The following is a 21,262-nucleotide window of genomic DNA, read 5'->3' on the forward strand; positions in this document are numbered from 1 at the left end:
GCGGCCGGACCCCAGAAGCCCCAAGGGATGCATCCCACCCCATGACGCTCCGTCACTCATTCGGTCCGCCGCCGCACGGGTCGTACGGGGGCGCGCCGGACTCACCGGACGGCGCAACGGGCACGCGGCTCAGGACCCGCACGGACTCCCGTACGGCCCACCGGCACGCGCACACGACGAAGGGGCGGGGCCCGAATGGACCCCGCCCCTCCACCTCTCCGCCCCTACGGCCTACCTGGGCGGCCGCGCCACCGGCCCGACCTGCGGCGCGTACGACGCGGACCCCGCCCGGGGCCCGTCAACCAGCGTCGTGCACTTCCTGACGATCCGTCCGGCAGCTTCCTACGGCGCGAACACCGCCGTCACGCTCGGCATGGCCACCGCCCAGACCAGCGCCGCGACCACGGCCAGCACCAGCACGGCCCGCCAGACCTTCGCCCGTACGCCCAGCCCTTCCGCCTGCTTCTCCGTATTCGTCTCCATGCGCCCCATGCTGGGCAACGCGGACGGCCCCCGCACGTGGGCGGGGGCCGTCCGGTACAGGCGCAGGTACTACGGGGCCTCGCCCGCGGCCGCGTCCGTGTTCTCGTCCCCCTCGAACATCTCCTCGGCCGCCGTGACCGTCAGGGCCCGGCCGAGCCAGCGGCTCAGGGTGTCCAGGTCCGTGCACTCCATGACGCGCCGGCTCACATCCTCCGAGACCGGGATGCCCCTGAGCTCCAGCAGTTGCAGTATCGACGAAGCCCTGCCCTTCGCCTCCCCCTCGAGGAAGCTCGTCTCCCTGATGGTGCCCCCGCCCGGGAAAAGGGTGCCTCTGGCCATGAGTTTCCTCCAGGTGGTGCGGGCCGGGGTGTCTCCCAGGCCGATTTCCAGGATCTCGGAGTAGTCGGCGAACGTGTCGTCGTCGGTACGGCTCAGCGCGATGGCCAGTGCCTCCAGTATGGCCGGGGCGCAGGCCTCGCGCCCGTGTGTCAGCGCGGCGAAGGCCGCCAGGGGCAGGTCGGCGGCGGCCTCCTCCGGATCGGTGATCATCGGGACGTTGTCCGGCCCCAGGACCAGCGGGCGGACGGTCAGGGCGTTCCAGCCGAGCGCCCCGGTGTGGAAGGGGCCGCGCGCCCAGGCCGCGGTGGCCCGGTCCTGACAGACGACGAGGAGCAGGGCAGGGACCTCGTACTTCGCGGCAAGGTGGGCGAGGTAGTACCCCCAGCTCACCTCCTTCTCCGGCTTGCGGCTGGTCTGTGCCTCTACGGCGAGCAGGAAGCCGGGGTCGCCCTCGTCGGGCGAGGAGATGCGCAGGACGCCGTCGACCCGGCGCTCCAGCACCTTGATCTCGGTGACGTCCGGGGTGATCACTTCGACGGACGCCTTCTCGGACAGCGGCATGCCCAGGAGGCGGAAAACAGGGGCCAGGAGTTCCGGTTTCGCCTGGAAGATCCGGTGCGAGGCCTCGTGGGTGGTGGTGACCATGGTCGGGACGGTAGAGCGGGGCGGGGGCGGGCGTTCGGGGAACGGGGGTGCCCTCGTTCGCACGGGGATCCGTTCGGTCTGGCGTGCGGACGTACGAGTGGGGTTCGGGCGGGGAGTGGGGCGGGCCGGGGTGCAGGTGGCAGGGATGTCCCGGAATGCTCCCTCCCCCTTCTGCCGAGCTGAGAGGCACGCCCGTCATGACCCGTTCCTGCCCGCCGACCCCCGGCAACCCCCCTGCCGCACACCGGCCCCCCGCCCCCGTCGCCCGTCCGGCCCTGCGCCGTGCCCTGACCTGCCTGGTAGCGGCCGGGCTGGCGGTGGGCGGCGGGCTGGTGATGCCGCAGTCCGCTGTGGCGGCCGAGGTTCCGTACGTGGACCGGCTGAACTGTCCGAGCGGCTACAGCGGACCGCTGGCCACCCTGCTAGGGAACGGGTCGACGTTCACCCACGACTACCAGCGGGAGGTCGCCTTCCTCGCGCCGAACCAGACGTTGGGGACGCCCCCGCTGAGCCCGGCGGGCAAGGTCACCATGACCTTCGACCGCTTCACCCCGAACTCGCTGGACATCTTCACGGCCCGGGACGGCATGAGCACGGCCCGCCAGTACGGGTTCGACCCGGACCTGAAGCAGTCGTTCCTGGACCGCCGCTACCGGGGCAACGTGTTCTTCCCGTCCACGGTGAACGCGGGCAACTCCTACCGGATGAGCTGGGCGCTGCAGAACCCGCAGCGGATGCAGTTCTCCCTGTTCAACCTCAAGTTCAACTCGCACATCCCGACCATCACCGGTTACGGCCCCTCGGGCCCGGTCACCCCGAAGGTGTTCCCGCGCGCCACCCCCGGCCTGACCACGACACCGGTGGGCAACGGGGTGCGGGTCAACCCGAACACGGCGGGGAAGTGGGCGTCCGTCCCCGACGACAGCACCTCCGCCGACGTCCTCTTCGACACCCCGGTCAACCGCGTCGAGTTCGACGTCACCTCGACCCTGGACAGCTACCCGCTGGTCTACAGCCTGCTGACGGTCCCGTTCGGCTGCGAGATCGACCACCCGCGTACGTCGGACCTCCGGGTGACCACCTTCAACACGAACCCGGCCGAGGCCGCACCGGGCGACCTCGTCTCGTACCGCGTGAACGTGGCCCTGCCCCGTACCGGCGACGAGATCCACAAGGCCCTCCTCCACCTCGGCATCCCCGCCGAGCTGGAGGACGTGAAGTGGACCTGCCCGCCGAGGGCCACCGCCTCCTGCTCGGCGCCCTCCGGCACCGGCAACGACATCCGGCCCACCGTCGACCTGGAACCCGGTTCCTCGCTCACCCTGACCGTCACCGGCCGGGTACGGGCGGACGCCGTCCCCGGTACGCAGCCTGCGGCGACCGTCGACATCAACCCGCCCGCCGGGGACACCGACCCCAACCCGGCCAACAACAACCGCAACGCCACCTTCAAGGTCGCAGGCACGCCGCCCGTGAACCCGCCCGTGAACCCGCCCGTGAACCCTCCGGTCACGCCGCCCGTGACCCCGCCCGTCACACCCCCGGTGACGGAGCCCACGGACCCGGACACCCCTCCCGTCGTCCCGCCGGGCCCCGAGCCCACCCCGAAGCCTCCGGTCCCGCCGAAGCCGACCCCGAAGCCCCAGCCCCAGCCGACACCCAAGCCCTCCAAGCCCGGTAACCCGCACGGCGGTTGGGGCAAGCCCGGCCACGGGCACAAGCCCGGCCACGGCAAGCCCACCGACCACCGGGCCATGCTCCTCACGATGCTGCGCGGCTAGGCACACACAGCCGGATCGCCGGAGGGTATTCCGGAAGCGGCGCCCCGTCGTCCGGACGGGGCGCCGCTCAGTTCGTGCGTACGGGCGTCGGCCGTGCTGCGCTACTTCTTCGGCGGGTGGTCGAAGCCGTCCCAGACCGTGTACCAGTCGTACGAGCCCTTCATCGCGGGACCGGTCATCGGCTGCGGGTGCTTGCCGTCCATGTACAGGATCGGCACGTGCGTCGAGACCAGCAACGCCACCACCACGGTCCGGAATTGACGTGTCGTCAGATCCTGCTGTCCGTTGCGGTCGTAGCGGTCGCCGAGCCAGATCCACAGCGCGACACAGAAGTTGGCCATCAGCAGGAAGACCCACCGGTACAGGTCCCACCCGCCGAAGGCGATCAGCAGCGGGGACGCGGCGGCCGAGGCGACCGCGCCCACGAACAGCCAACGCGGGCAGGGTCCCTCCCCCGCGGACTTCAGGGTCCGGTCGCCGCCGACCACGTGCAGCAGCGCGAAGGTCGTCACCGCGAGGATCGCGAGGGGGAGCAGGAAGAAGAAGATCTCGACCGGCTTGTAGAAGCCGTAGTTCTCCGCCATGGTGCGCTCGAAGATCGAGTAGACGTCGGGGCGCGGGGTGAAGTTCGCCCCCTTGAGCGCGGCCTTCACCCGCTCGATCGCCCCCTCCTCCATCGGCTTGCCGAGCAGCACCGCACCGCCCAGCAGGGCCGTCGGCGCGACCGCCATCAGAGCCTTGTGCACGGGCAGGCGACGCACGGCCGCCGCGCAGAACAGCGGCAGCACGGTGAGCGCGGTGATCTCGTGCACCAGCGCGGCCCACGGCATCAGCGCCGCCGCCCAGATCCAGCGGCCCTTGGCCAGCAGCCCCATCGCGGCGAACAGCATCAGGTACAGGACCTGGTCGAAGTAGCCGACCTCGTGGAAGAGGAAGCCGCCGGTCGGCAGCAGGAACCAGGCCGCGACCAGGAAGCGCCGGCTGGAGTCCCGCACCCGCAGCGCGGCCGTGATCAGCACGCCGACCAGCACCGCGAGGACCAGGAAGGAGAAGGTGGCGTACGTCCAGTAGTCGTATCCGCTCGCTTCGGCGAACGGGCGCAGCAGCGTACCGACGAGGAAGCGGCGCCGGAAGCCGTCCTGGAAGGAGACCGTCTGGAGGGTCACCGACCAGATGTTGGGATGGCTGAACCCGGTGTACAGGGCCAGGCCCGCCGAGAGCGCCAGCAGGACGGCGACGAGCGGCGTGTGCGAGGCCCCGGCCAGGTCGGCCCGGCGGGGGCGGACGGCGAGGGGCGGCACCGGGTCGGCAGGGGCGGGCCCGGTGCCGCCGGGTCTGGGAGCGGGAGGGGTGGGCAGAGTGGTCTCAGCCACAAAAGGGAAACTAACAACTAAAAGGTAGATTTTATGACATTCATCACCGTACGAGGCTGTGCGCCTCGTATGCCGAGGCCGTCCACGGAGGGGCGTACGGGTCCGGGGTCAGCGTCACCTTGATCCGGCTGCGGCCCGCCGTGACGGCGGCCGGAAGCTGGTAGGAGTCCTCCAGCCAGCGGCGGTGCTCGTTGCGCTGGGGCTGGAGCCAGTCGGGGAGACGGTGCCCGTCGACGGTGACGGCGGCCCGCTGGTAGGCCGTCAACTGGTCGGCGGTGCGCCGGAGTTCGACACCCCGGTTGGCCGGGTCGACGCGGAGGGTGAAGCTCACCGGGCGACGGGTGGAGCGCAGGGTGGCGGTGTGCGCGGGCGGGTTGACGTAGTCGCCGTCGAAGTGGGAGGCGAGCCGGGCGCCCGCGCCGTGGGCGGCCTTGTCGGCCGCCGTGTCGCCCACCTCGATGCGGTCGGTGCGCCGGGAGCGGACGCGGTCCTGGCCGTACCAGTGGGTGGTGGTGGAGTAGTGGGCCTGCTTGTCGTTGAGCGGGCCGTGCTCCATGGAGAAGTCCAGGGCGCTCTGGAAGTGTGTCGCGTCGTGGATCTGGAGGCGGTAGGCGGCCGTGCAGTCCCGGCCGGGCACGCAGCCGGAGCCGGGCCCGGTGCGGACCGGGTGGCCGTTGAACGGCTGGGTGTAAGCACCCCAGTTGAAGTACCACCCACTGTGGTAGTAGTCCTCGCTGCCGGTCCCGTGCCACTGCGGGGTGCGCGAGCCGTCCGCGTACATCCGCACGTCGCCCTCCAGGTACAGCCGGTCCGGCTCGCCCCGCATGGTGTGGCTCGCCCCGACGACCTTGCCGCTGCCGCGTGTCTTCAGGAAGCTCCAGGACCGGTCGGGGACGGTCTCCCCGGCGTGCGAGGTGGCCCGGAAGTACCCCTCCGCCCCGGACCGCACGGCGGCGGCACGCGCGGCGGACGGAGCCCGCGACACCTCCCAACTCCCGCCCCGGAAGGGGACGTTCGACCCGTTGTACAACTCCACGAAGGCGCTACGGGCGTACGGCATGGGCCACCACGCCGCAAAGGACCCGGCCTCCGGATCGACCCCGTACATCAGCGCCCTCACCCGGGCGAGCGCCGTGCCCGAGCCGAAGAACTCGCCGACCGGGGAGTCCACGGTGCGCCTGCCGTCGAAGGAGATCCGCAGCCGCAGCCCCTGGAGGAGGTCACGGACGGCGGGTACGGCGTCCTGCCGCTCCGGGGTGAGGAGGTAGTCGAGGAAGCGGCTGCCCTCCCAGGTCTGGCCGGTGATCCGGTAGCCGTGGCGGCGCTCGGAGTGGGCGGTGCCGACGTCGAGCCCGTCGGTGCGGTAGGCCCCGTGCGCGCCGCCCAGGCTGTCCACCCCGTACTGGAATTCGTTGAAGTCCACTGCCGTACCCGCGAATTGCTGCCGCACGGCGATCCGTTCCCGGCCCGAGGTCAGCCGGGCGGGCAGGTCGAGGCTCTGCTCGACCCAGCGGGCGCCGGAGGCGGGCAGCGGCGGCCAGGTCCCGGCCCGCTGCCCGTCGACGTACACCTCGGCGCTCTGCCCGCCGATGGTCGCGTCGAGGCGGCGGGTCAGCCGGACGCCGGTGTTGGCGGGGTCCACCTCCACGGTGAACTCGCTCCCGCCGCCCGGCCCGAAGGCCCGCCCGTTGTCGTTCTCCGTGCGCGGGGCGACCCCGGCCACCTGGGGCAGCGTGAGCCGCAGGGAGGTGAGCAGTCCGGGTACGTCGCCGCGCGCGAAGGCGGTGCTCGCGCCGGGGGCGAGGGCGGGCAGCGCACCCTTCTCCGTACGGGTGCCGGGCAGCGCGGGCTTCGGGTCGCGCAGCCCGGAGGCGCGCAGCCGGGCGACGATGTCCTCGGCGCGGTCGGCGGCCGGATCGAAGGTGGTGACGCCTTCCGCGTCGCCGAAGGTCCGGTACGTCACCTGGTGGAAGTCCGGATTGCGCTCGGAGGTCACCCGCATCGAGCGCCGGAACGGCATCGGGACCTCGATCAGCACCGCCCCCGACTCGTCGTGCACGTCCCCCACCAGCGGCTTCACAAACGGAGCCCCCAGCTTCCCGCTCACCACGTCCAGCCAGGGCGCGTCCACCACCCGCCGCCCGTCCAGCTCCACGATCAGCTTCCCGGACCGGGAGAGGTCTCCCAGCTCCCGCGTGGACCAGATCGCGCCGATCTCGCCGGGCCCCGAGTGCTCGGCGATGACACAGCCCTCGCTCGTGTTCCGCAGACAGGCGAAGACACCATCAGGGCCGTCCCAGTTCTTGCCGGTGCGGTCGTAGCTGGAGGACATCCGGGTCTGCACCCCGAGCGGCAGCTCCGCGAGCCGGTCGAGCCTGCGGTACGTGTCCCAGCCGACGGGACCCTTGCCGAGGGCGGGCTCCTTGGGCGCGGCATCGACGGGTCCGGGAGCCGGTGCCCCCGCGGGAGCCGGTGCCCCCGCCGGAAGGTGCGCCTCCCCTCCCACCGAGGGCAGCACGACGACGAGGAGAGCGCTCACCAGGGCAAGGGCGATGCGGCTCCGGCGGGCTGCGCGCACGGAATTCTCCTGTCGGACGGTCAGAACACCTCGGACAACCGGACGCTAACCCTCCGTCACCTGCCCCGCCTCCCGAGATCCGCCCGGCCCGCACGAGGCAGGTCGACACGACGGCTCCGCACCCGGAACGGGCTGCTCCCGCCGGGACCACGGAACGGGCTCGCCCCCGCTGCGCCGGTCGGATGAAATGCCCGGAGTGTCCTGCCCGATCCGGCCCTGCGAGGTGCGGGACCGGGCTCCCCTGCCGGTATGAGACCCGTAGAAGCCAGACCCCTGGGCAGGCCCACGGGCGGCCGTCGCCGGGGTGCGCTCGCCCTGACCGCCGCAGCCCTCCTGGGGCTCGGGGCGCTCCCCCCGCTCACGGCGACGGCCGCCGCACCCGCCTCCACCGCCGCCTCCGCCGCCGACCGGCCCTGGGTCGTACGCAGCGCCCCGCTGGACCTGTCCGGCGACGACTACCGCGCACTGTGCGCACCCGACCCGGTGGGCAGCGGACAGGCCGACCTCACCCTCCCCCTCTTCCCCGACGTACGGATCGCCCTGGACGCGGAGTCCGTGGAGCGGGACCAGGAGCTGCCCATGGTGGTGTGGTCCGGTCACGTGAAGGGCGCCCCGGACCGGCCCGTCACGCTGGTCTTCGACGGGCTGTGCGGCGGCGGGCCGCTCGCCGTGGCCGGTGGCGTCCCGGCGGGCCGCGACGGGCTCGCGTACGCGGTGGCACCGGACGCCAACGGCCGTACGGTCGTTGAGGAGTTGAACTCGCGCAGGGTCCCGGACTTCGGCGGTGACGACACGGTCGACGACCCGCAGGCCGCCGCGCTGAACGCGCACCCGAACGCGCCGGGCGGGGACGGCCACGTCACCGTGCCGGGCACGGCCACCGGCCCCAAGAAGCCCGGCCGCAAGCCCGGCCACGGACACAAGCCGGGTCATGGCCACGGCTACGGGCACGGGCACGGCCACAAGCCGGGCGCGGGCAAGCCCCGGGCCGCCACCGGCACCCACCGCACCTCCTCCGCCGAGACCGTCATCGACCTCGCCGTCACCTACGTCCCCCGCACCCTCCTCCACGCGGGCACCGAGCAGGCCGTCCGGGTCAAGGCCGCCGCCGGGGTGGCGCTGATGAACCAGTCGCTCAAGCTCAGTGGGGTGTCCGGCCTCCGGGTCAACCTCGTCAAGGTGTTCCCCACCGACCGCTACCGGGGCAGCGACGACATCGAGAAGGTCCTGCGGGGCCTGAACGACCGGAACTCCCCGGCGGGCGCCCAGGTCCTCGCCAACCGGAACAGGCTCCAGGCCGACCTCGTCACCGTCATCACCCCGTACGAGCCCGAGGGCCCCGGCGGCACGACCCTGGGCATCGCCTACACGCCCAGCAAGCCGCAGGGCCGCTCCCCGGACTCGATGTTCGACTTCGCCGCCACGGACGACGTCTTCCTGTCCGCCGTGCGCATCGACTACACCGCCCTGCCCAACCGGCGGGTGATGGCCCACGAGATCGGGCACAGCCTGGGCCTGAACCACGACGACCGCACCGCGGCCGAGCAGGGCTTCTCCTGGCCCTCCTCACGCCCCTACGGCCGCGGCTGGATCACGCCCAACGAGAAGTTCCACACGATCATGGCGTACCGCTCGTCCTGCCGACTCGACTGCACCCTGGTCCCGCAGTTCTCCAACACCGTCAACAAGCACGCGGGCCAGCCGCTCGGCGACGCCCGGCACGACTCGGTGCGGCTGCTGCGCGAGACCGCCGACATCATCGCCGGATACCGCACGGGCCAGGGCCCGTACCGGCTGAACACCAACGCCCTGTACCTGGACTCCCGCCCGGTCCCGGCCGGTACCCGGATCGAGGTCCGCTCGCTCCCGGGCATCGACGGGAAGCTCCTGGGCTGGACCCTCGACGGCGAACCGGCAGGCACCGCCGACCCGTTCACCGTCACCATGGACATGGACCACACCCTCACCGCCGAGTACGGCTGCATCCACCCCACCCCCGGCGGCATCGGTACGAAGTGGAAGGCGCTCGGCGGCATGGACGGCCCCCTCGGCTGCCCGACCGTGCCGATGACCCGCACCCCCACCAAGCCCGGCTGGTTCCAGCACTTCCAGCAGGACCGCTCGATCTACTGGACCGCCACCACCGGCGCCCGCCAGGTGCGCGGCGCGATCCGCAACGGCTGGGCCTCGGTCGGCTGGGAGGCCGGTCGCCTCGGCTTCCCGATCTGGGACGAGTACCGCCCCGAGAAGCACCTCCTGCGCGGCAACTTCCAAGGCGGGTACGTCACGTACGACTACAACACCCGCAAGGTCTCCATCGCCTACAAGCGCGGCCACTGACCCCGTTGGCCCAGCAGGACGGGCCGCAGGCCCCCGGAGCCGTGACAGTGGCTCCGGGGGCTTTCGCGATCTCCGACACGGAAAGCGGGACCGGACGCATGACTGGGACGGCACGGCGGCAGCAACAGCGGCGGCGGTACGGCGGACGCGGGGCGGCCGTCGCCGCCGTGGTGGCCCTGGCGGCCACCGGATGCGGATCGGACAGCGCGGACAAGACCGGCACGACCGCCGCCGAGTCCCCCGCGGCCTCACCGTCCATGTTTCACGTGAAACACGTCAGCGACGCGAGCCTCACCAAGTTCACCGGCCAGAAGCTCAGTTGGTCCGACTGCAAGATTCCCGACGGCGTCCCGGCGGACGCGGTGCCCCCGGGCCTCCAGTGCGCCAAGGCCACGGTGCCGCTGGACTACGCGAAGCCGGACGGCGAGACGTACGAGGTGGGCGTGAGCTGGATTCCGGCGACTGTCGCGAAGGACAAGCGACGCGGCGTGCTCTTCGTGAACCCCGGCGGCCCCGGCGGTTCCGCGAAGGAGATGGCGCTGGGCCTGGCCTCCGTCGCCCCCCAGGCGGCCGAGGCGTACGACGTCATCGGCATGGACCCGCGCGGGGTCGGCGACAGCGGCCAGGTGCACTGCCTGGACGGCAAGGGCAACGACGCCCTCTACGCCGTCGACCAGGCCCCCACCGACCAGACCGGCCGCGAGGCCCTGCGCAAGCAGGCCAAGCTGATGGCGGACGCCTGCGAGGCGAAGGCGGGCAAGCTGCTGCCGTACATCGGTACCGAGAACGTCGCCCGCGACATGGACGTCGTCCGCGCCGCCCTCGGCGAGAAGAAGCTCACCTACGCGGGCATCTCGTACGGGACGCTCCTGGGCCAGTACTACGCCGAGCAGTACCCGGACCGCTTCGAGCGGATGTTCCTGGACTCGGTGATGAACCCCGAGCTGTCGCTGCCGGGGATCATCGAGCAGACCGCCGTCTCGTTCCAGAAGTCCTACGACGCCTTCCTCGCCGACTGCGCCAAGAAGGGCGCCGCGTGCCCGCTCGGCACCGACGCCGAGGCCGCCGGCCAGAAGGTCACCAAGCTGGTCGCGGACCTCAACGCCAAGCCGCTCGCGGGCGTGGACAAGGCCCGCCCGGTCAGCGGCTCCGACGTGCTGGCCGTGCTCACCGACTCGCTGAGCAAGACGTCCTCCTGGCCCCAGCTGGCCACGGACCTCGCGGCGGGGACCACGGGCAAGGTCGACGGCCTGCGTCTGACCGCCGACACCGCACGCGGACGGAGCACGGACGGCACGTACGACGGGTCGGTCGACGCGTTCACGGCCGTCGCCTGTACGTTCGCGAGCGACGCGGACCGCAGTGACGCGGCGCTGGACGCGGCCATCGCGAAGGCGACGAAGGCGTCCGCACTGTTCGGCCCGATCGACTCCTTCCGCCCGTGCGCGAGCTGGCCGACGCCGTCCGCAGCGCCCGCCCATGAGATCAAGACCTCGGGCACGGCCCCGATCGTGGTCGCCAACAACATCGGCGACCCGTCGACCCCGCTGTCCTGGGCGGAGGCCGCCGCGGCCGATCTCGGCGGTTCGGTGCTGGTGAAGAACACGGCGGACAGCCACGGGTACATGAGCTCCGGTGCCTGCACCGTGAAGGTCTTCGAGGACTACCTCGTGGCCGGAACGCTCCCGAAGGCGGGCAACGTGTGCCACGACAGCGGGGCCCCGCAGCAGGAACAGGCCCAGCAGCCCGCGACGGCCAACTAGACACCTCCCCACACCGGGCGGGCCCGCCTCCCGGATTCCCCCCTCACCACGGAGCCGCCATGAACCGCTTCCACCGCGCCCTGGCCGTCGCCGCGGCCTGCGCGGCCCTACTCCCGGCCGCCGCGCCCGCGGCCTGGGCCGCCGACCCGGCCCCGCTGGGTGACCTCGTCCTGACCAAGACGTACGACTTCCCCTCCGAGAAGCCCCCGGTCTCATACACCCTGACCTGCTCGCCGGACGGCGGTACGCACACCAACCCGGCCGCCGCGTGCGCCACCCTGCGCAAGGTGGAGGGAGACTTCCGCGCGCTGCACGGCAGGCAGCAGTACCCCTGTGACCAGACCTGGCAGGAGCCGGTGACCGTCACCGCCAAGGGCACCTGGAACGGCACCCCGGTGGACTGGCAGTACAGCCACGCAAACAGTTGCTTCACCGAGCGGGACACCGCCGGGGTCTTCAACTTCTGAGGCCTCCGCCCCGCCGGTCCGGCTCAGACGGCCGGACCGGCGTGCGGGAGGGGCGCCCAGGGCCGCTCCGACATGGCCTCGCAGACGCGGGCGAACTCCGGGTGCTCGATGCGGCAGGGCCCGCAGTACGTCTCGCCGCCGACGGGCCGGAAGACCTTGCCGCAGCCGGGTGCGCCGCAGTCCACGAGGGGGCGGGGGCGGGGTGCCGGTTCGACCGGCTGCGGCTGCGGCTGGGGTCGCGCTCCGAGCTCGGGCACGGGCGGGGCCTTGCGGAGGAGGCGGTCGCGTACGAAGCCGTGGGCGTTCTCCACGAGCCGGTTCGGCAGGCTGACGGTGAGCTCGCGCCAGAGGGTGCTCAGGCTCTCGCCACGGGCCAGCCAGAGGGCGGCGTGGGGGGCGAGGGCGTGGGCGTCGCGGGCACCGAGGTAGAGGTCGTTGCGGGCGGTCTTCAGCTCGCGCAGGACGCGTTCGGCGGCGGCAAGTTGGAGGACGTCGTACTCGGGCTCGTCCGGCTCGTCGGGCTTCTCCGGGGCCGGGTCCGGTTCCGACTCCTCCGGCTCCGGGGCGGCGTCAGCCGGAGCAGTTCCCGCCCCTACCGGCTCGCTGGGAGGGAGGGTGGGATTGGTTTTGGTCTTGGTAGTTGTCTTAGTTTCTGTAACGCCGCCGACGGGCGAGTCCCCCGGCTCACCGGCCGCCGGTTCGGGGGCACTTGGCGACGCTCCCTGCTTGCTGAGTTCGTCCAGGCGGTGGACGGCGTCCTCCGAAAGGGGGACGTTGCTGACCCACTGCCGGGTAATGCGCTGGCCCTTGGCGTTCCGGTCGGGAAGGTCGTGCACGAACCCGTTCTCGACCAGCTCCTTCTTCGCGGCCCTGAACCGTCCCGGCTTCATGCCCAGCTCGGCGGCGTACGCGCTGAGCGGCTTGTGCCAGGTGAGGGGGGTGTGCCCCTGAACGCTCTGGATGTACGCGATCAGGACTTTCGCGTCGGCCCCCAGCCGGGGGTGCGCGAGAAGGGCGTTCGACACCTTGGTGAAGGCGCGGACGGGAGGGATAGCATGCAGAAACATCGCTGTGGCTCCTCTGGCTTAAGCCTCGGTGGTGAGGCCCTCGCCTGGTGCGGCTAACACCTGCGGGGGCCGCCCTACGCGCACACAACTGCACGCGGAGAGTGATGACTTCGCCACCGTAGCGCAGCAAATGCACGCTCAGTAACCAGAGTTGCGAAATACCGTCTAACGGGTGAACACACGAACGGCGTCACGGAAGCAGCTGCACCCGCACGGTCTTCCCACACTGGGGTGCAGCCCGCAGAAACCAGCTCAACTGCCCCAGATTCCTGACCAGTTGAAGCCCCCGTCCACCTTCCTCACTGGTGTCTCGCGGTACGAAGCCGTCCACCGCGTCCGAGACGTCCACCAGTAGTCCGCCACCCTCCAGCAGCGCCAGCCGCAGCCACGGCACACGCCCGGGTGCGTAGGCATGCCGTACGGCATTCGTCACCAGCTCCGACACGACCAGCACGGCATCCTCGACATCCCCCTCCCACCCGAACACGGTCAACTGGGCCCGCGCCCGGGTACGGGCCAGGGCGGCGGCCCGGGGCGTGGGGTCACAGGCAGTGGACCATTCGCGGGTCACCGGGGGCAGAAGGGGCGCGGGGGCGAGGGGGACGCACCCGCCCGCGTCGCCGGGGGTCTGGACAAGGGCGGTTCTCATGCTCTCTCCTGTTGCTGTGTGGAGCCCGCCCCTGCCGGGGCCACTGCCAGGTGAACTGTCCGGCAGGAGCGGGGAGTTCAACGAGGTCGTTCAGCTGTCTGCTTGTTCGCTTCCCGGACTTTGGCGAGCAGTGCTTCCCGGCGCTGCTCGTCCTCCGCTTCCTGTTCCTCCCGCGGCCTGGGCTGCGGGTCGTCGCCGCTCACTTCCGCAGGGCGGCGGTGAGCTGCCGCGCGGTGTCGAGGTTGCACCGGCCGAGTTCGAGGAGGGGGTGGGAGTACGTGGCCGCCATCGCGGCGGCGTCGAGACCGAGCGAGGGGAGGTAGATCCCGTGCCCCTTCAGCGCGTCCCGCAGGTCTTCCCGTACGACCTCGGCTTCCCGGATGCCCTCAACTGCCTTGCGGTGTTGTTCCGTTCCCATGTGCGGGGTGCCTCCTGTGGGGTAGTAACGGTGTGTAGCCTCAGAGTCGCGGAGTGCCGTGCGGCTCGCCAGGTGGTTACCCATGACGCAGCCGGAGTCATAGCGCGCGAAGGGAGGCCGGGCCGTGACCGCTGAGACCGAGGAGCCCGACCCCACAGAGTCACTGCTGGCCTTCTTCGCCAGCGAAGTCACACGTGTACGAACGGAGTTGGGCCTCTCGCAGGAGAAGACCGCGAAGCTGGCCCACACGACGCAGTCCATGCTGAGCAAGATCGAGAACTGCAAGCGGGTTCCGTCCGAGGATCTGGCCATTGACCTGGACGCCGCATTCGGAACCAGGGGTCACTTCACTCGCTTGTACCCACTCGTACTGCGGTTTGCTTACCCGTCGTGGTTCCTGCCGTTCCTCGACCTGGAGCGCGACGCCACTTCCGTCCGCACGTTCGAAAGCCAGCTCATCCCAGGACTCTTGCAGACGGAGCAGTACGCACGGGCCGTGTTCGCCCCGGTCAGGCCGGACAACTTGGAGGCACTTGTAGCCGCGCGCGTGACCCGCCAGGACATCCTCGAAGGCGAGGATCGGCCGCGACTGTGGGTCATCATCGACGAACAGGTGCTCATCCGACACGTCGGCGGGGCCGAAGTCATGGGGCCTCAACTCGAACGCCTGCTGAGCGCGGGCGAAGATCCACGCACCGTAATTCAAGTTGTCCCGCAGAGGGTCGCCGTCCATGCTGGACTGGCCGGGCCCTTCACCGTGTTGGGCTTTGACGAAGGCCCCGACGTTCTCTACGTGGAGGGCTTCTCCCAGGGACGGATCGCGCTCGACGGAGCCGAACTTGTCGATGCCGCTCGTGCCTATGATCTCCTCAGGGCGGACGCCCTGTCACACGCCGAGTCGGCCAGGCTGATCGGCGCGCACCTGGAAGGACTGAGCACATGAATCGCGCAAGCGCCCTGGCCACGGTGTGGCGCAAGAGCAGCTACAGCAGCGCCAACGGCGGCAACTGCGTCGAGATCGGCCAGCTTCCCATCACCTGGCGTAAGAGCAGCTACAGCAGCGCCAACGGCGGCGAGTGCCTCGAAATCGGCGAGGGCATCGCCCACCTCGTCCCCGTCCGCGACAGCAAGAACCCCGACGGCCCGGCCCTGATCTTCCCGGCAGCCGCCTTCACCACCTTCATCTCCGCAGTCCAGCAGGACGAGTTGGGCCACGCCTGATCCACCCCCATCCCGTACCCAGACAGAGCCCCCGGACCGCCGTCTCCAGCAATCCGGGGGCTCTGCGCGAAGTATTCGGCACGTACCCGAAGGGACTGAGCGCATGATCAACGCAAGCACCCTCCCCACCACGTGGCGCAAGAGCACCTACAGCAGCACCAACGGCGGCGAGTGCCTGGAAGTCGGAGAACTGCCCCTGACCTGGCGCAAGAGCACCTACAGCAGTGCCAACGGCGGCGAGTGCCTCGAAATCGGCGAAGGCGTCGCCCACCTGGTCCCCGTCCGCGACAGCAAGAACCCCGACGGCCCGGCCCTCATCTTCCCGGCAGCCGCCTTCACCACCTTCATCTCCGCAGTCCAGCACGACGTGTTGGGCAAGGCCTGACCCACTCCAGCCCCGTACCCACACAGAGCCCCCGGACCGCCGTCTCCAGCAATCCGGGGGCTCTGCGCGAAGTGTTCGGCACGTACCCGAAGGGACTGAGCGCATGATCAACGCAAGCACCCTCCCCACCACGTGGCGAAAGAGCAGCTACAGCGGCAGCAACGGCGGCGAGTGCATCGAGGCCGGCGTACTCCCCGTCACCTGGCGCAAGAGCAGCCACAGCGGCGCGAACGGCGGCGAGTGCCTCGAAATCGGCGAAGGGGTCGCCCCCCTCGTCCCCATCCGCGACAGCAAGAACCCCGACGGCCCGGCCCTCATCTTCCCGGCAGCCGCCTTCGCCAACTTCATCTCCGCAGTCCAGCAAGGCGAGTTGGGCCAAGCCTGACCCACTGCCTCCCCACACCCCGAAGAGGCCCCGACCCCGTCGCAACCCAGCGCCCCGGGGGCTCTTGCCGAATCGAACGGCTCGCACCGCTCGCACCGCTCGCACCCGAAGGGACTTCGCTCATGACCAACGCAAGCACCCTCCCCGTCACCTGGCGCAAGAGCAGCCACAGCGACTCGAATCGGGCCGAGTGCCTGGAAATCGGCGAGGGCATGGCCCCCCTCGTCCCCATCCGCGACAGCAAGAACCCCACCGGCCCGGCCCTCATCTTCCCGGCAGCCGCCTTCGGCTCCTTCGTACTCGCCGTCCAGCAGGCCGAATTGGGCCCGGCCTGACCCACCACCGGCTCCCTCCCCCACCCCGAAGGCCACCCCAAAAGTAGGACACTCCAGCCCCAAACCGTCCCACTCTCCGAGCACCCACACCCGCCAGGGCTGCTGCCACGCCACGCACCCGACCCCCACCACCACCCCCACCCCGGTCAGGGAGCCCGCCCCGAGTTCCGTACGGTCCTGCACGGTCGGGCATGGACGCACCCGGAGGGGCCTGTCGCGTTGTTCAACCAGGCGGTGGGCCGGCTGCGGCGGAACCGGGTGCTGCTGCCGGGTGTCTCGGTGCCGGCCCGGCAGGTGTCGGAGGTCCGCACGATCGCGGAGAAGCGGCTGCATGCCACCGTGGCCAGGGCGGCTCAGCTCGCGGACCCGGCGCTGCCGGTGGACCTGGTGGCCACGCTGGTGACGCCAGAGGGAAGCCGGTACGGGCCGGGGTCAAAGGCCGCGAGCCTGGAGCGGGCCGCGGAGCCCCAGCGCACGGCGTCGCGGACCCTGGCGCGGGCGGCGGGGCCTTGCGGCCGCCGTGCGACCCGGACGCCGCCGTCGGCCTACTCGTGGTCCGTGCAGAGCTGGGCGGTCAGGGCCACACACGCCCACTCCTCCCAGGCGTCGGGGGACCAGCCCCGGTCGCGGACGAAGATCAGGTACAGCTCCGGACTGAGCAGCCCGTACAGCAGGTCGGCGGCGCGGGCAATATCGACGTCGGGGCGGGCGTCGGGCTTGGAGGTCAGCGCCTTCGCCGCAGCGTGCTGGACGGTGTAGCGCGGGTCGGGGCCGGCGGGCCACTGCGCGGCGATCTCCGGGTCCGTGGCCGCCGCAGCCGCGATCAACGGCATGATCGGGGCGACCCGGCCGAGGATGTCACGTACACCCCTTACGTGGGAGCGCAGTTGCCCGGCCGCAGTGGGCTCGGCGCACGCGGCGCGGAACCAGTCGCGGTCCATCGTGGCGACCGGTTCGACGTCGCCCGCGATGGACGTGTCGACGACGTCCTTGAACAGCGCGCGCTTGTTCCGGAACACGAAGTACACGGTCTGGACGGCCACACCCGCGCGATCCGCAACCTCCTGAAGGCTTGTCGCGCCGTACCCCTGCGCGACGAACAACTCCCGCGCCGCCGCAACGATCTTCTCGCGGGTACGCCGCGAGCGCTCGGCCCTCTTGTCGGGGCGCTTGACGTTCTGTCCGTCGGATCCCTTGACCGCATCCATGACGGGAGTCTATCTCTAGAGTCAGTCACTAGAGATGAACTCTAATTTCTTGGAGGGCTAGCGATGAGTGAGACGCGGACGGCTGCGGAGCTGGAGCAAGAGGGTTTTGTGCGCCGTGTGTTGGAGGACTTCTACCGGGACGGCAAGCCGCCGTGGGACAGCGGCGTCACGCCACCCGAGCTGGTGGCCCTGACAGAGGGGCCCGGTGCGCTGATGCCGGGCCAGGCCCTCGAACTCGGCTGCGGCACCGGAACCAACGCGGTGCACCTGGCCCGGCACGGCTGGCGAGTGACGGCCGTCGACCTGGTCGAGCGTGCGGTACGGCAGGCTCGGGAGAAGGCCGACGCCGCAGGAGCGGACGTCACGGTGCTGTGCGGGGACGCCACCCGTCTCGACGAGGTGGGCGTGCCCGGTCCGTACGACCTGTTCTTCGACCTGAGCTGCTACTGCGGGATCCCGCCGCACCGCCGCGACGCCTATGCGGCCGGCCTCACCCAGCGTGCCGCCCCCGGTGCACGATTGCTGATGTTCGGGTACGGGCCCGGGGCGTTCGACGACTCGTGGTCCGGCGTCACTGCGGACGAACTGAGCGCCAGGTTCGCCGGGTGGCAGCTGGACGACGTAACGCCCGGCACGAACCCGGTCCCGACGTTCTGGTTCACGCTGCGCCGCGACGCCGACTCCGCATGAGCTCTACGACCCCACCGGCATGGGCGTCACGTCCTTCGCCGTGTTCGCCGTGGCCGGGCAGACCGAGCGCGACTACATCCGGGTGAAGGCCTGCGGCCCAAGCCCGTCCGCACCCATCCGCCCGGGGGCCAACGGCTGCACCGATGTTCCCGAGGCCGTATCGTACGCGGACGCCAGCGGCCCGGACGGCCGGCCGAGGCCTGCCGGACGGTGCCCGCATCACGCCTCGCCGGAAGCCTCCGAGCCCCGCTCGTCCGCCTCGAAGATCGCCTCGGCCGTCTCGGCCGTGATCGCCCGGTCGAACCAGCGCGTCAGCACCTCCCGCTCACCGCACCCCCGCACCCGCTCCGCGACCTCCACGGACACGGCGACGCCACGCCCCTCCAACAACCGAAGGATCGACTCTGCCTGCCCCGCGGCCTGCCCCAAGGCCTGTCCCTCCGCCTGCCCTTCGGCCTGCCCGGCGAGGTAGCTCTCCTCGACAAAGGTTCCCCGGCCCGGGAAGTACGTACCTGCGGACATCAGGTTCCTCCAGATGGTGCGGGCCGGGGAGTCCCCCCGAGCGCGGAGTATCTGTCTCCAGGATGCCGGGCTGCTCGTCCGCAGCGTCGGCACGCACGTGGAATATGTCGCGCACGCCATATACGGTGGCCTTGTGAGCAAGCTCTACGAGGTCGAGCTGGAACCAGAGGTCGCGGCCTGGCTCGACGGCCTGTCCGACAAGCACTTCGGCAAGGTGGACGACGCCACCTCTGTCCTGGCAGAACTGGGACCCGCGACACCCATACCGCTCGCTCGCCCGTTGCGGGACGGAGTCAGGGAACTGCGCCTCACCCTCGGCGACGTCGAAGCGCGCATCACGTACTGGATCACAACCGACCGACGGATCATCTTCCTGACCTGGTTCCGCAAGACGCGGCAGCATGAAGAGAAGCAGATCAACCGCGCGGTGGCCGCCCAAAGGCTGTGCGAGGCGGAGCACGGACCGGCCCACGATGTCTTCGACCGGGAACCGAGCGAAGGAGCACCCCGATGAACAACCACGTGAAGTTCAAGGCCCTGCGGGACAAGCGGCTGAAGGACGGCTACCGCGAGTCCCCGGAACGCGTTCAGGAGCGGCGCGAGAACTTCCTCGCGATGGCGCTCGCCGTCGCCGTGTACGAGCGCCGCAAGGAACTGGGGCTGACCCAGGCCGAGACCGCCGCACGCTGCGATCTCGACCAAGCGAAGATCTCCCGCATCGAAGGGAGCGACGCGGTGCCCACGCTTCCCCTCCTGTACAAGCTGTCCAAGGGGCTGGACGCGACGTTCCGCATCGACATCGACGTCACCGACGACCAGCCGAAGATCATCATCACCCCTCACGAGCACACCGACTCCGCAGCCTGATCGCATCACCTCGTCCGGGGCAAACGACCTCGGTATTCCGAGAGGAGACGCTGCCGCGCCGCCTCAACTCGCAGGCACAACCGGCCGGTTGACGGCGAGCCCGTAGCCCGCCACCGCGTCACGTCCTCCGTGATCCGGTCCCAGAGGCGGTCCGGGCCGCCCTGCCGCACCGACCAGCCCTCCCCACCTCCGTCCCGGAAGACCGCCGCCCACGACCCGGCGTGCACGTCGAGCACGATGTGCTCGGTCCTGCCGTGCCGTTCGAGGCGGAAGCGCTGCGCGCGCGGGGCGGCGAACTGGGCGACGAAGCGGGCGTCCCAGCCGTCCAGCGCATCGGCGCCGAGCGCGGTGGGTGCGGGCTCGCCCGCGTCGAGGTCCGGGAGCAGGCCCAGGGGCGGCGGGAGGTGGGGGCGCGCCAGCATGAAGGAGACGTGGTCGCCGAGGACCGGACCCTCGGCCGTACCGTCGGCGGCGACGGTGAGACGTACGAGCTCCGAGGCCTGCATCCACCCGCCGACCGTGACCAGCACCTCCCCGCCGGGGCGGGTCTGCGCGAGCCAGGCGGCCGGGACGGTGTGCACGCCGCAGGTGGCGATCACCCTGTCGTACGGCCCGTTCTCCGGTCGGCCCGCCAGGCCGTCGCCGACCATGCAGGCGGGCCGGTGGCCGACGCCCGCGAGGGCCGCCTGCGCGCGGGCGGACACCTCCGCGTCGACCTCGACCGTGGTGACGTTGTCCGCGCCGACCACCTCGCACAGCAGGGCCGTGGAGTAGCCGGTGCCGGTCCCGATCTCCAGGACGCGCGTTCCCGCCTCGGCCCGCAGCTCTTCGAGCATCCGCACCACGAGGCCGGGGAGGGTGGACGAGGAGGAGGGCAGGGCGGCGATCCGCCCCTCCACCTGTGCGGGGAAGACGCTCCCGGCGACCTGGGTGACGAGCGTGTCGTCCTCGTAGACCCGCGCCGTCCCGGCCGGTTCGGCACCGGACGCGGGCCGATACCAGCCGCCCTCCTCGTACTCGAACCACCCGCCCGCAAGGAACGCCTCCCGCGGCACGGACCGCACGGCCGCTTCCACTGCGGGGCTGCGCAGTACGCCGGTCCTGGCCAGGTGGCGCGCGAGGTCGGCGCGCAGGTGTTCCGCGCGCAGGGGGTCAGTCATGGTGGCTCGCTCCGTTCTCCAGCAGGTCCGCGAGGGCGCCGGCGACCGGCAACCCGGCCACGCCTTCGAGCCACGCCCACTGACCGTTGGGATTGCACTCCAAGAACCACCAGGCACCGTCGGCGGTCACGGCGAAGTCGAACGCACCGAAGCTCAGCCCGAAGCCCGCGAGGAACCGCACCAGCGCCCGGTGCGTCCCGTCCGGGCAGGCGACCGGCTCATAGGTGAGGTTCTGGTACTCCGCGCGCCAGTCGACGACACCGGGCGGCGCGGTGATCAGGACACTGAACACCCGCTCCCCGACGACGACCGCACGCACGTCCGCCACCTTGGGCACCTGGGCCTGGAACAGATGCGCGCTGTGGCACACCGAACCGTCGATCTCCCCCGCCTCGACGGGCGCGGCCCAGATTCCGGCGGGCTCGCCGTCGACGTCGTACGCCCCCGCGTGCAAGGGCTTGTAGAGAGTCGACTGTTCGGCACAGAAGGCCTTGGCGCTCAGCGGGTCGTTCGTGATCAGCGTGGGCGGGACCGTGAACCCGACGCGTACTGCCGCGTCCACAGAAGTTCGGTGTATCCCCGCTGT

The 21,262-nt window shown here is 71.1% G+C and carries 23 protein-coding genes and 1 pseudogene; 13 read left to right on the forward strand and 11 right to left on the reverse strand.

Features of this window, described 5'->3' with window-relative positions; all coding sequences use genetic code 11:
- Positions 1-342 precede the first annotated feature (342 nt).
- Both ACIO3O_RS07660 and ACIO3O_RS07665 read right to left on the reverse strand, forming a co-directional pair.
- Positions 343-483, reverse strand: coding sequence for a hypothetical protein (locus tag ACIO3O_RS07660; protein WP_401743136.1), 141 nt, complete (start codon positions 481-483; stop codon positions 343-345).
- 69 nt (positions 484-552) lie between these two features.
- The gene (locus tag ACIO3O_RS07665) at positions 553-1,467 is read right to left on the reverse strand and encodes a hypothetical protein (RefSeq protein WP_401743137.1); all 915 of its coding nucleotides are present in this window, start codon (positions 1,465-1,467) and stop codon (positions 553-555) included.
- Positions 1,468-1,664: 197 nt separating this feature from the next.
- On the opposite strand from ACIO3O_RS07665, the gene ACIO3O_RS07670 reads away from it, so the two are divergent.
- The gene (locus ACIO3O_RS07670) at positions 1,665-3,248 is read left to right on the forward strand and encodes a hypothetical protein (RefSeq protein WP_401743139.1); all 1,584 of its coding nucleotides are present in this window, start codon (positions 1,665-1,667) and stop codon (positions 3,246-3,248) included.
- A 101-nt stretch (positions 3,249-3,349) separates the two neighbouring features.
- Here ACIO3O_RS07670 and ACIO3O_RS07675 read toward each other — a convergent pair whose 3' ends face one another.
- Both ACIO3O_RS07675 and ACIO3O_RS07680 read right to left on the reverse strand, forming a co-directional pair.
- A complete protein-coding gene (locus tag ACIO3O_RS07675) occupies positions 3,350-4,621 on the reverse strand; it encodes a hypothetical protein (protein ID WP_401743140.1) in 1,272 nt (423 codons plus the stop codon).
- A 43-nt stretch (positions 4,622-4,664) separates the two neighbouring features.
- Positions 4,665-7,199 (reverse strand): glycoside hydrolase family 172 protein, encoded by a 2,535-nt coding sequence (locus ACIO3O_RS07680; RefSeq protein WP_401743142.1) that lies wholly within the window; start codon positions 7,197-7,199, stop codon positions 4,665-4,667.
- A 249-nt stretch (positions 7,200-7,448) separates the two neighbouring features.
- Here ACIO3O_RS07680 and ACIO3O_RS07685 point away from each other — a divergent pair, with 249 nt between their 5' ends.
- The 3 genes from ACIO3O_RS07685 (at position 7,449) to ACIO3O_RS07695 (ending at position 11,769) form a co-directional block, all read left to right on the forward strand.
- Positions 7,449-9,539: a M12 family metallo-peptidase gene (locus ACIO3O_RS07685; RefSeq protein WP_401743144.1), complete on the forward strand. Its 2,091-nt coding sequence runs from the start codon at positions 7,449-7,451 to the stop codon at positions 9,537-9,539.
- Positions 9,540-9,637: 98 nt separating this feature from the next.
- Complete coding sequence (locus ACIO3O_RS07690) at positions 9,638-11,302, forward strand: alpha/beta hydrolase (protein ID WP_401743145.1); 1,665 nt, start codon at positions 9,638-9,640, stop codon at positions 11,300-11,302.
- Positions 11,303-11,361: 59 nt separating this feature from the next.
- The gene (locus ACIO3O_RS07695; protein WP_401743148.1) at positions 11,362-11,769 is read left to right on the forward strand and encodes an SSI family serine proteinase inhibitor; all 408 of its coding nucleotides are present in this window, start codon (positions 11,362-11,364) and stop codon (positions 11,767-11,769) included.
- Between the two features lie 23 nt (positions 11,770-11,792).
- Here ACIO3O_RS07695 and ACIO3O_RS07700 read toward each other — a convergent pair whose 3' ends face one another.
- The 3 genes from ACIO3O_RS07700 to ACIO3O_RS07710 form a co-directional block, all read right to left on the reverse strand.
- A complete protein-coding gene (locus ACIO3O_RS07700; protein ID WP_401743150.1) occupies positions 11,793-12,836 on the reverse strand; it encodes a hypothetical protein in 1,044 nt (347 codons plus the stop codon).
- 190 nt (positions 12,837-13,026) lie between these two features.
- Positions 13,027-13,485, reverse strand: coding sequence for an ATP-binding protein (locus ACIO3O_RS07705; RefSeq protein WP_401743153.1), 459 nt, complete (start codon positions 13,483-13,485; stop codon positions 13,027-13,029).
- A 199-nt stretch (positions 13,486-13,684) separates the two neighbouring features.
- Entirely contained in the window at positions 13,685-13,903 is a 219-nt protein-coding gene (locus ACIO3O_RS07710) for a hypothetical protein (RefSeq protein WP_401743155.1), read from the reverse strand.
- A 124-nt stretch (positions 13,904-14,027) separates the two neighbouring features.
- Here ACIO3O_RS07710 and ACIO3O_RS07715 point away from each other — a divergent pair, with 124 nt between their 5' ends.
- The 6 genes and pseudogenes from ACIO3O_RS07715 to ACIO3O_RS07740 all read left to right on the forward strand — a co-directional run.
- Positions 14,028-14,846, forward strand: a complete 819-nt coding sequence (locus ACIO3O_RS07715; protein WP_401743158.1) for a Scr1 family TA system antitoxin-like transcriptional regulator — start codon at positions 14,028-14,030, stop codon at positions 14,844-14,846.
- The gene (locus tag ACIO3O_RS07720) at positions 14,843-15,124 is read left to right on the forward strand and encodes a DUF397 domain-containing protein (protein WP_401743160.1); all 282 of its coding nucleotides are present in this window, start codon (positions 14,843-14,845) and stop codon (positions 15,122-15,124) included. The genes ACIO3O_RS07715 and ACIO3O_RS07720 overlap by 4 nt, the downstream gene beginning before the upstream one ends.
- A gap of 103 nt (positions 15,125-15,227) precedes the next feature.
- Entirely contained in the window at positions 15,228-15,509 is a 282-nt protein-coding gene (locus ACIO3O_RS07725) for a DUF397 domain-containing protein (RefSeq protein ID WP_401743163.1), read from the forward strand.
- A 103-nt stretch (positions 15,510-15,612) separates the two neighbouring features.
- Positions 15,613-15,894 carry a DUF397 domain-containing protein gene (locus tag ACIO3O_RS07730; RefSeq protein ID WP_401743165.1) on the forward strand — a complete coding sequence of 94 codons (282 nt, stop codon included), beginning with the start codon at positions 15,613-15,615 and terminating at the stop codon, positions 15,892-15,894.
- A 122-nt stretch (positions 15,895-16,016) separates the two neighbouring features.
- A complete protein-coding gene (locus ACIO3O_RS07735; protein WP_401743168.1) occupies positions 16,017-16,229 on the forward strand; it encodes a DUF397 domain-containing protein in 213 nt (70 codons plus the stop codon).
- 129 nt (positions 16,230-16,358) lie between these two features.
- Positions 16,359-16,730 (forward strand): annotated as a pseudogene (locus ACIO3O_RS07740) (Tn3 family transposase); the annotation flags it as partial.
- Positions 16,731-16,774: 44 nt separating this feature from the next.
- Here ACIO3O_RS07740 and ACIO3O_RS07745 read toward each other — a convergent pair.
- Positions 16,775-17,437 (reverse strand): TetR/AcrR family transcriptional regulator, encoded by a 663-nt coding sequence (locus ACIO3O_RS07745; RefSeq protein WP_401743170.1) that lies wholly within the window; start codon positions 17,435-17,437, stop codon positions 16,775-16,777.
- Positions 17,438-17,500: 63 nt separating this feature from the next.
- Between ACIO3O_RS07745 and ACIO3O_RS07750 the strand changes: the two genes are divergently transcribed.
- A complete protein-coding gene (locus ACIO3O_RS07750; RefSeq protein WP_401743172.1) occupies positions 17,501-18,127 on the forward strand; it encodes a class I SAM-dependent methyltransferase in 627 nt (208 codons plus the stop codon).
- A gap of 219 nt (positions 18,128-18,346) precedes the next feature.
- Here the strand turns inward: ACIO3O_RS07750 and ACIO3O_RS07755 are convergent, their stop codons facing one another.
- Entirely contained in the window at positions 18,347-18,649 is a 303-nt protein-coding gene (locus ACIO3O_RS07755; protein ID WP_401743173.1) for a hypothetical protein, read from the reverse strand.
- 133 nt (positions 18,650-18,782) lie between these two features.
- On the opposite strand from ACIO3O_RS07755, the gene ACIO3O_RS07760 reads away from it, so the two are divergent.
- A complete protein-coding gene (locus tag ACIO3O_RS07760) occupies positions 18,783-19,163 on the forward strand; it encodes a type II toxin-antitoxin system RelE/ParE family toxin (protein ID WP_401743174.1) in 381 nt (126 codons plus the stop codon).
- Positions 19,160-19,516, forward strand: coding sequence for a helix-turn-helix domain-containing protein (locus tag ACIO3O_RS07765; RefSeq protein ID WP_401743176.1), 357 nt, complete (start codon positions 19,160-19,162; stop codon positions 19,514-19,516). The genes ACIO3O_RS07760 and ACIO3O_RS07765 overlap by 4 nt, the downstream gene beginning before the upstream one ends.
- Before the next feature lie 5 nt (positions 19,517-19,521).
- On the opposite strand, the gene tgmC is transcribed toward ACIO3O_RS07765, so the two are convergent.
- Positions 19,522-20,676, reverse strand: a complete 1,155-nt coding sequence (gene tgmC / locus ACIO3O_RS07770; RefSeq protein ID WP_401743179.1) for an ATP-grasp peptide maturase system methyltransferase — start codon at positions 20,674-20,676, stop codon at positions 19,522-19,524.
- Positions 20,669-21,238: a hypothetical protein gene (locus ACIO3O_RS07775; protein ID WP_401743180.1), complete on the reverse strand. Its 570-nt coding sequence runs from the start codon at positions 21,236-21,238 to the stop codon at positions 20,669-20,671. Before ACIO3O_RS07775 ends, tgmC begins: the two co-directional genes overlap by 8 nt.
- Between the last annotated feature and the right edge of the window lie 24 nt (positions 21,239-21,262).

The organism is Streptomyces sp. NPDC087440, from assembly GCF_044744005.1.
Classification (GTDB): Bacteria; Actinomycetota; Actinomycetes; order Streptomycetales; family Streptomycetaceae; genus Streptomyces.

Excerpts from the sequence above, each read along its gene's own strand:
- ACIO3O_RS07660 (WP_401743136.1), bottom strand. The coding sequence starts at position 483 with ATGGAGACGAATACGGAGAAGCAGGCGGAAGGGCTGGGCGTACGGGCG.
- ACIO3O_RS07665 (WP_401743137.1), bottom strand. The coding sequence starts at position 1,467 with ATGGTCACCACCACCCACGAGGCCTCGCACCGGATCTTCCAGGCGAAA.
- ACIO3O_RS07670 (WP_401743139.1), top strand. The coding sequence starts at position 1,665 with ATGACCCGTTCCTGCCCGCCGACCCCCGGCAACCCCCCTGCCGCACAC.
- ACIO3O_RS07685 (WP_401743144.1), top strand. The coding sequence starts at position 7,449 with ATGAGACCCGTAGAAGCCAGACCCCTGGGCAGGCCCACGGGCGGCCGT.
- ACIO3O_RS07690 (WP_401743145.1), top strand. The coding sequence starts at position 9,638 with ATGACTGGGACGGCACGGCGGCAGCAACAGCGGCGGCGGTACGGCGGA.
- ACIO3O_RS07695 (WP_401743148.1), top strand. The coding sequence starts at position 11,362 with ATGAACCGCTTCCACCGCGCCCTGGCCGTCGCCGCGGCCTGCGCGGCC.
- ACIO3O_RS07700 (WP_401743150.1), bottom strand. The coding sequence starts at position 12,836 with ATGTTTCTGCATGCTATCCCTCCCGTCCGCGCCTTCACCAAGGTGTCG.
- ACIO3O_RS07705 (WP_401743153.1), bottom strand. The coding sequence starts at position 13,485 with ATGAGAACCGCCCTTGTCCAGACCCCCGGCGACGCGGGCGGGTGCGTC.
- ACIO3O_RS07710 (WP_401743155.1), bottom strand. The coding sequence starts at position 13,903 with ATGGGAACGGAACAACACCGCAAGGCAGTTGAGGGCATCCGGGAAGCC.
- ACIO3O_RS07720 (WP_401743160.1), top strand. The coding sequence starts at position 14,843 with ATGAATCGCGCAAGCGCCCTGGCCACGGTGTGGCGCAAGAGCAGCTAC.
- ACIO3O_RS07725 (WP_401743163.1), top strand. The coding sequence starts at position 15,228 with ATGATCAACGCAAGCACCCTCCCCACCACGTGGCGCAAGAGCACCTAC.
- ACIO3O_RS07730 (WP_401743165.1), top strand. The coding sequence starts at position 15,613 with ATGATCAACGCAAGCACCCTCCCCACCACGTGGCGAAAGAGCAGCTAC.
- ACIO3O_RS07735 (WP_401743168.1), top strand. The coding sequence starts at position 16,017 with ATGACCAACGCAAGCACCCTCCCCGTCACCTGGCGCAAGAGCAGCCAC.
- ACIO3O_RS07745 (WP_401743170.1), bottom strand. The coding sequence starts at position 17,437 with ATGGATGCGGTCAAGGGATCCGACGGACAGAACGTCAAGCGCCCCGAC.
- ACIO3O_RS07750 (WP_401743172.1), top strand. The coding sequence starts at position 17,501 with ATGAGTGAGACGCGGACGGCTGCGGAGCTGGAGCAAGAGGGTTTTGTG.
- ACIO3O_RS07755 (WP_401743173.1), bottom strand. The coding sequence starts at position 18,649 with ATGTCCGCAGGTACGTACTTCCCGGGCCGGGGAACCTTTGTCGAGGAG.
- ACIO3O_RS07765 (WP_401743176.1), top strand. The coding sequence starts at position 19,160 with ATGAACAACCACGTGAAGTTCAAGGCCCTGCGGGACAAGCGGCTGAAG.
- tgmC (WP_401743179.1), bottom strand. The coding sequence starts at position 20,676 with ATGACTGACCCCCTGCGCGCGGAACACCTGCGCGCCGACCTCGCGCGC.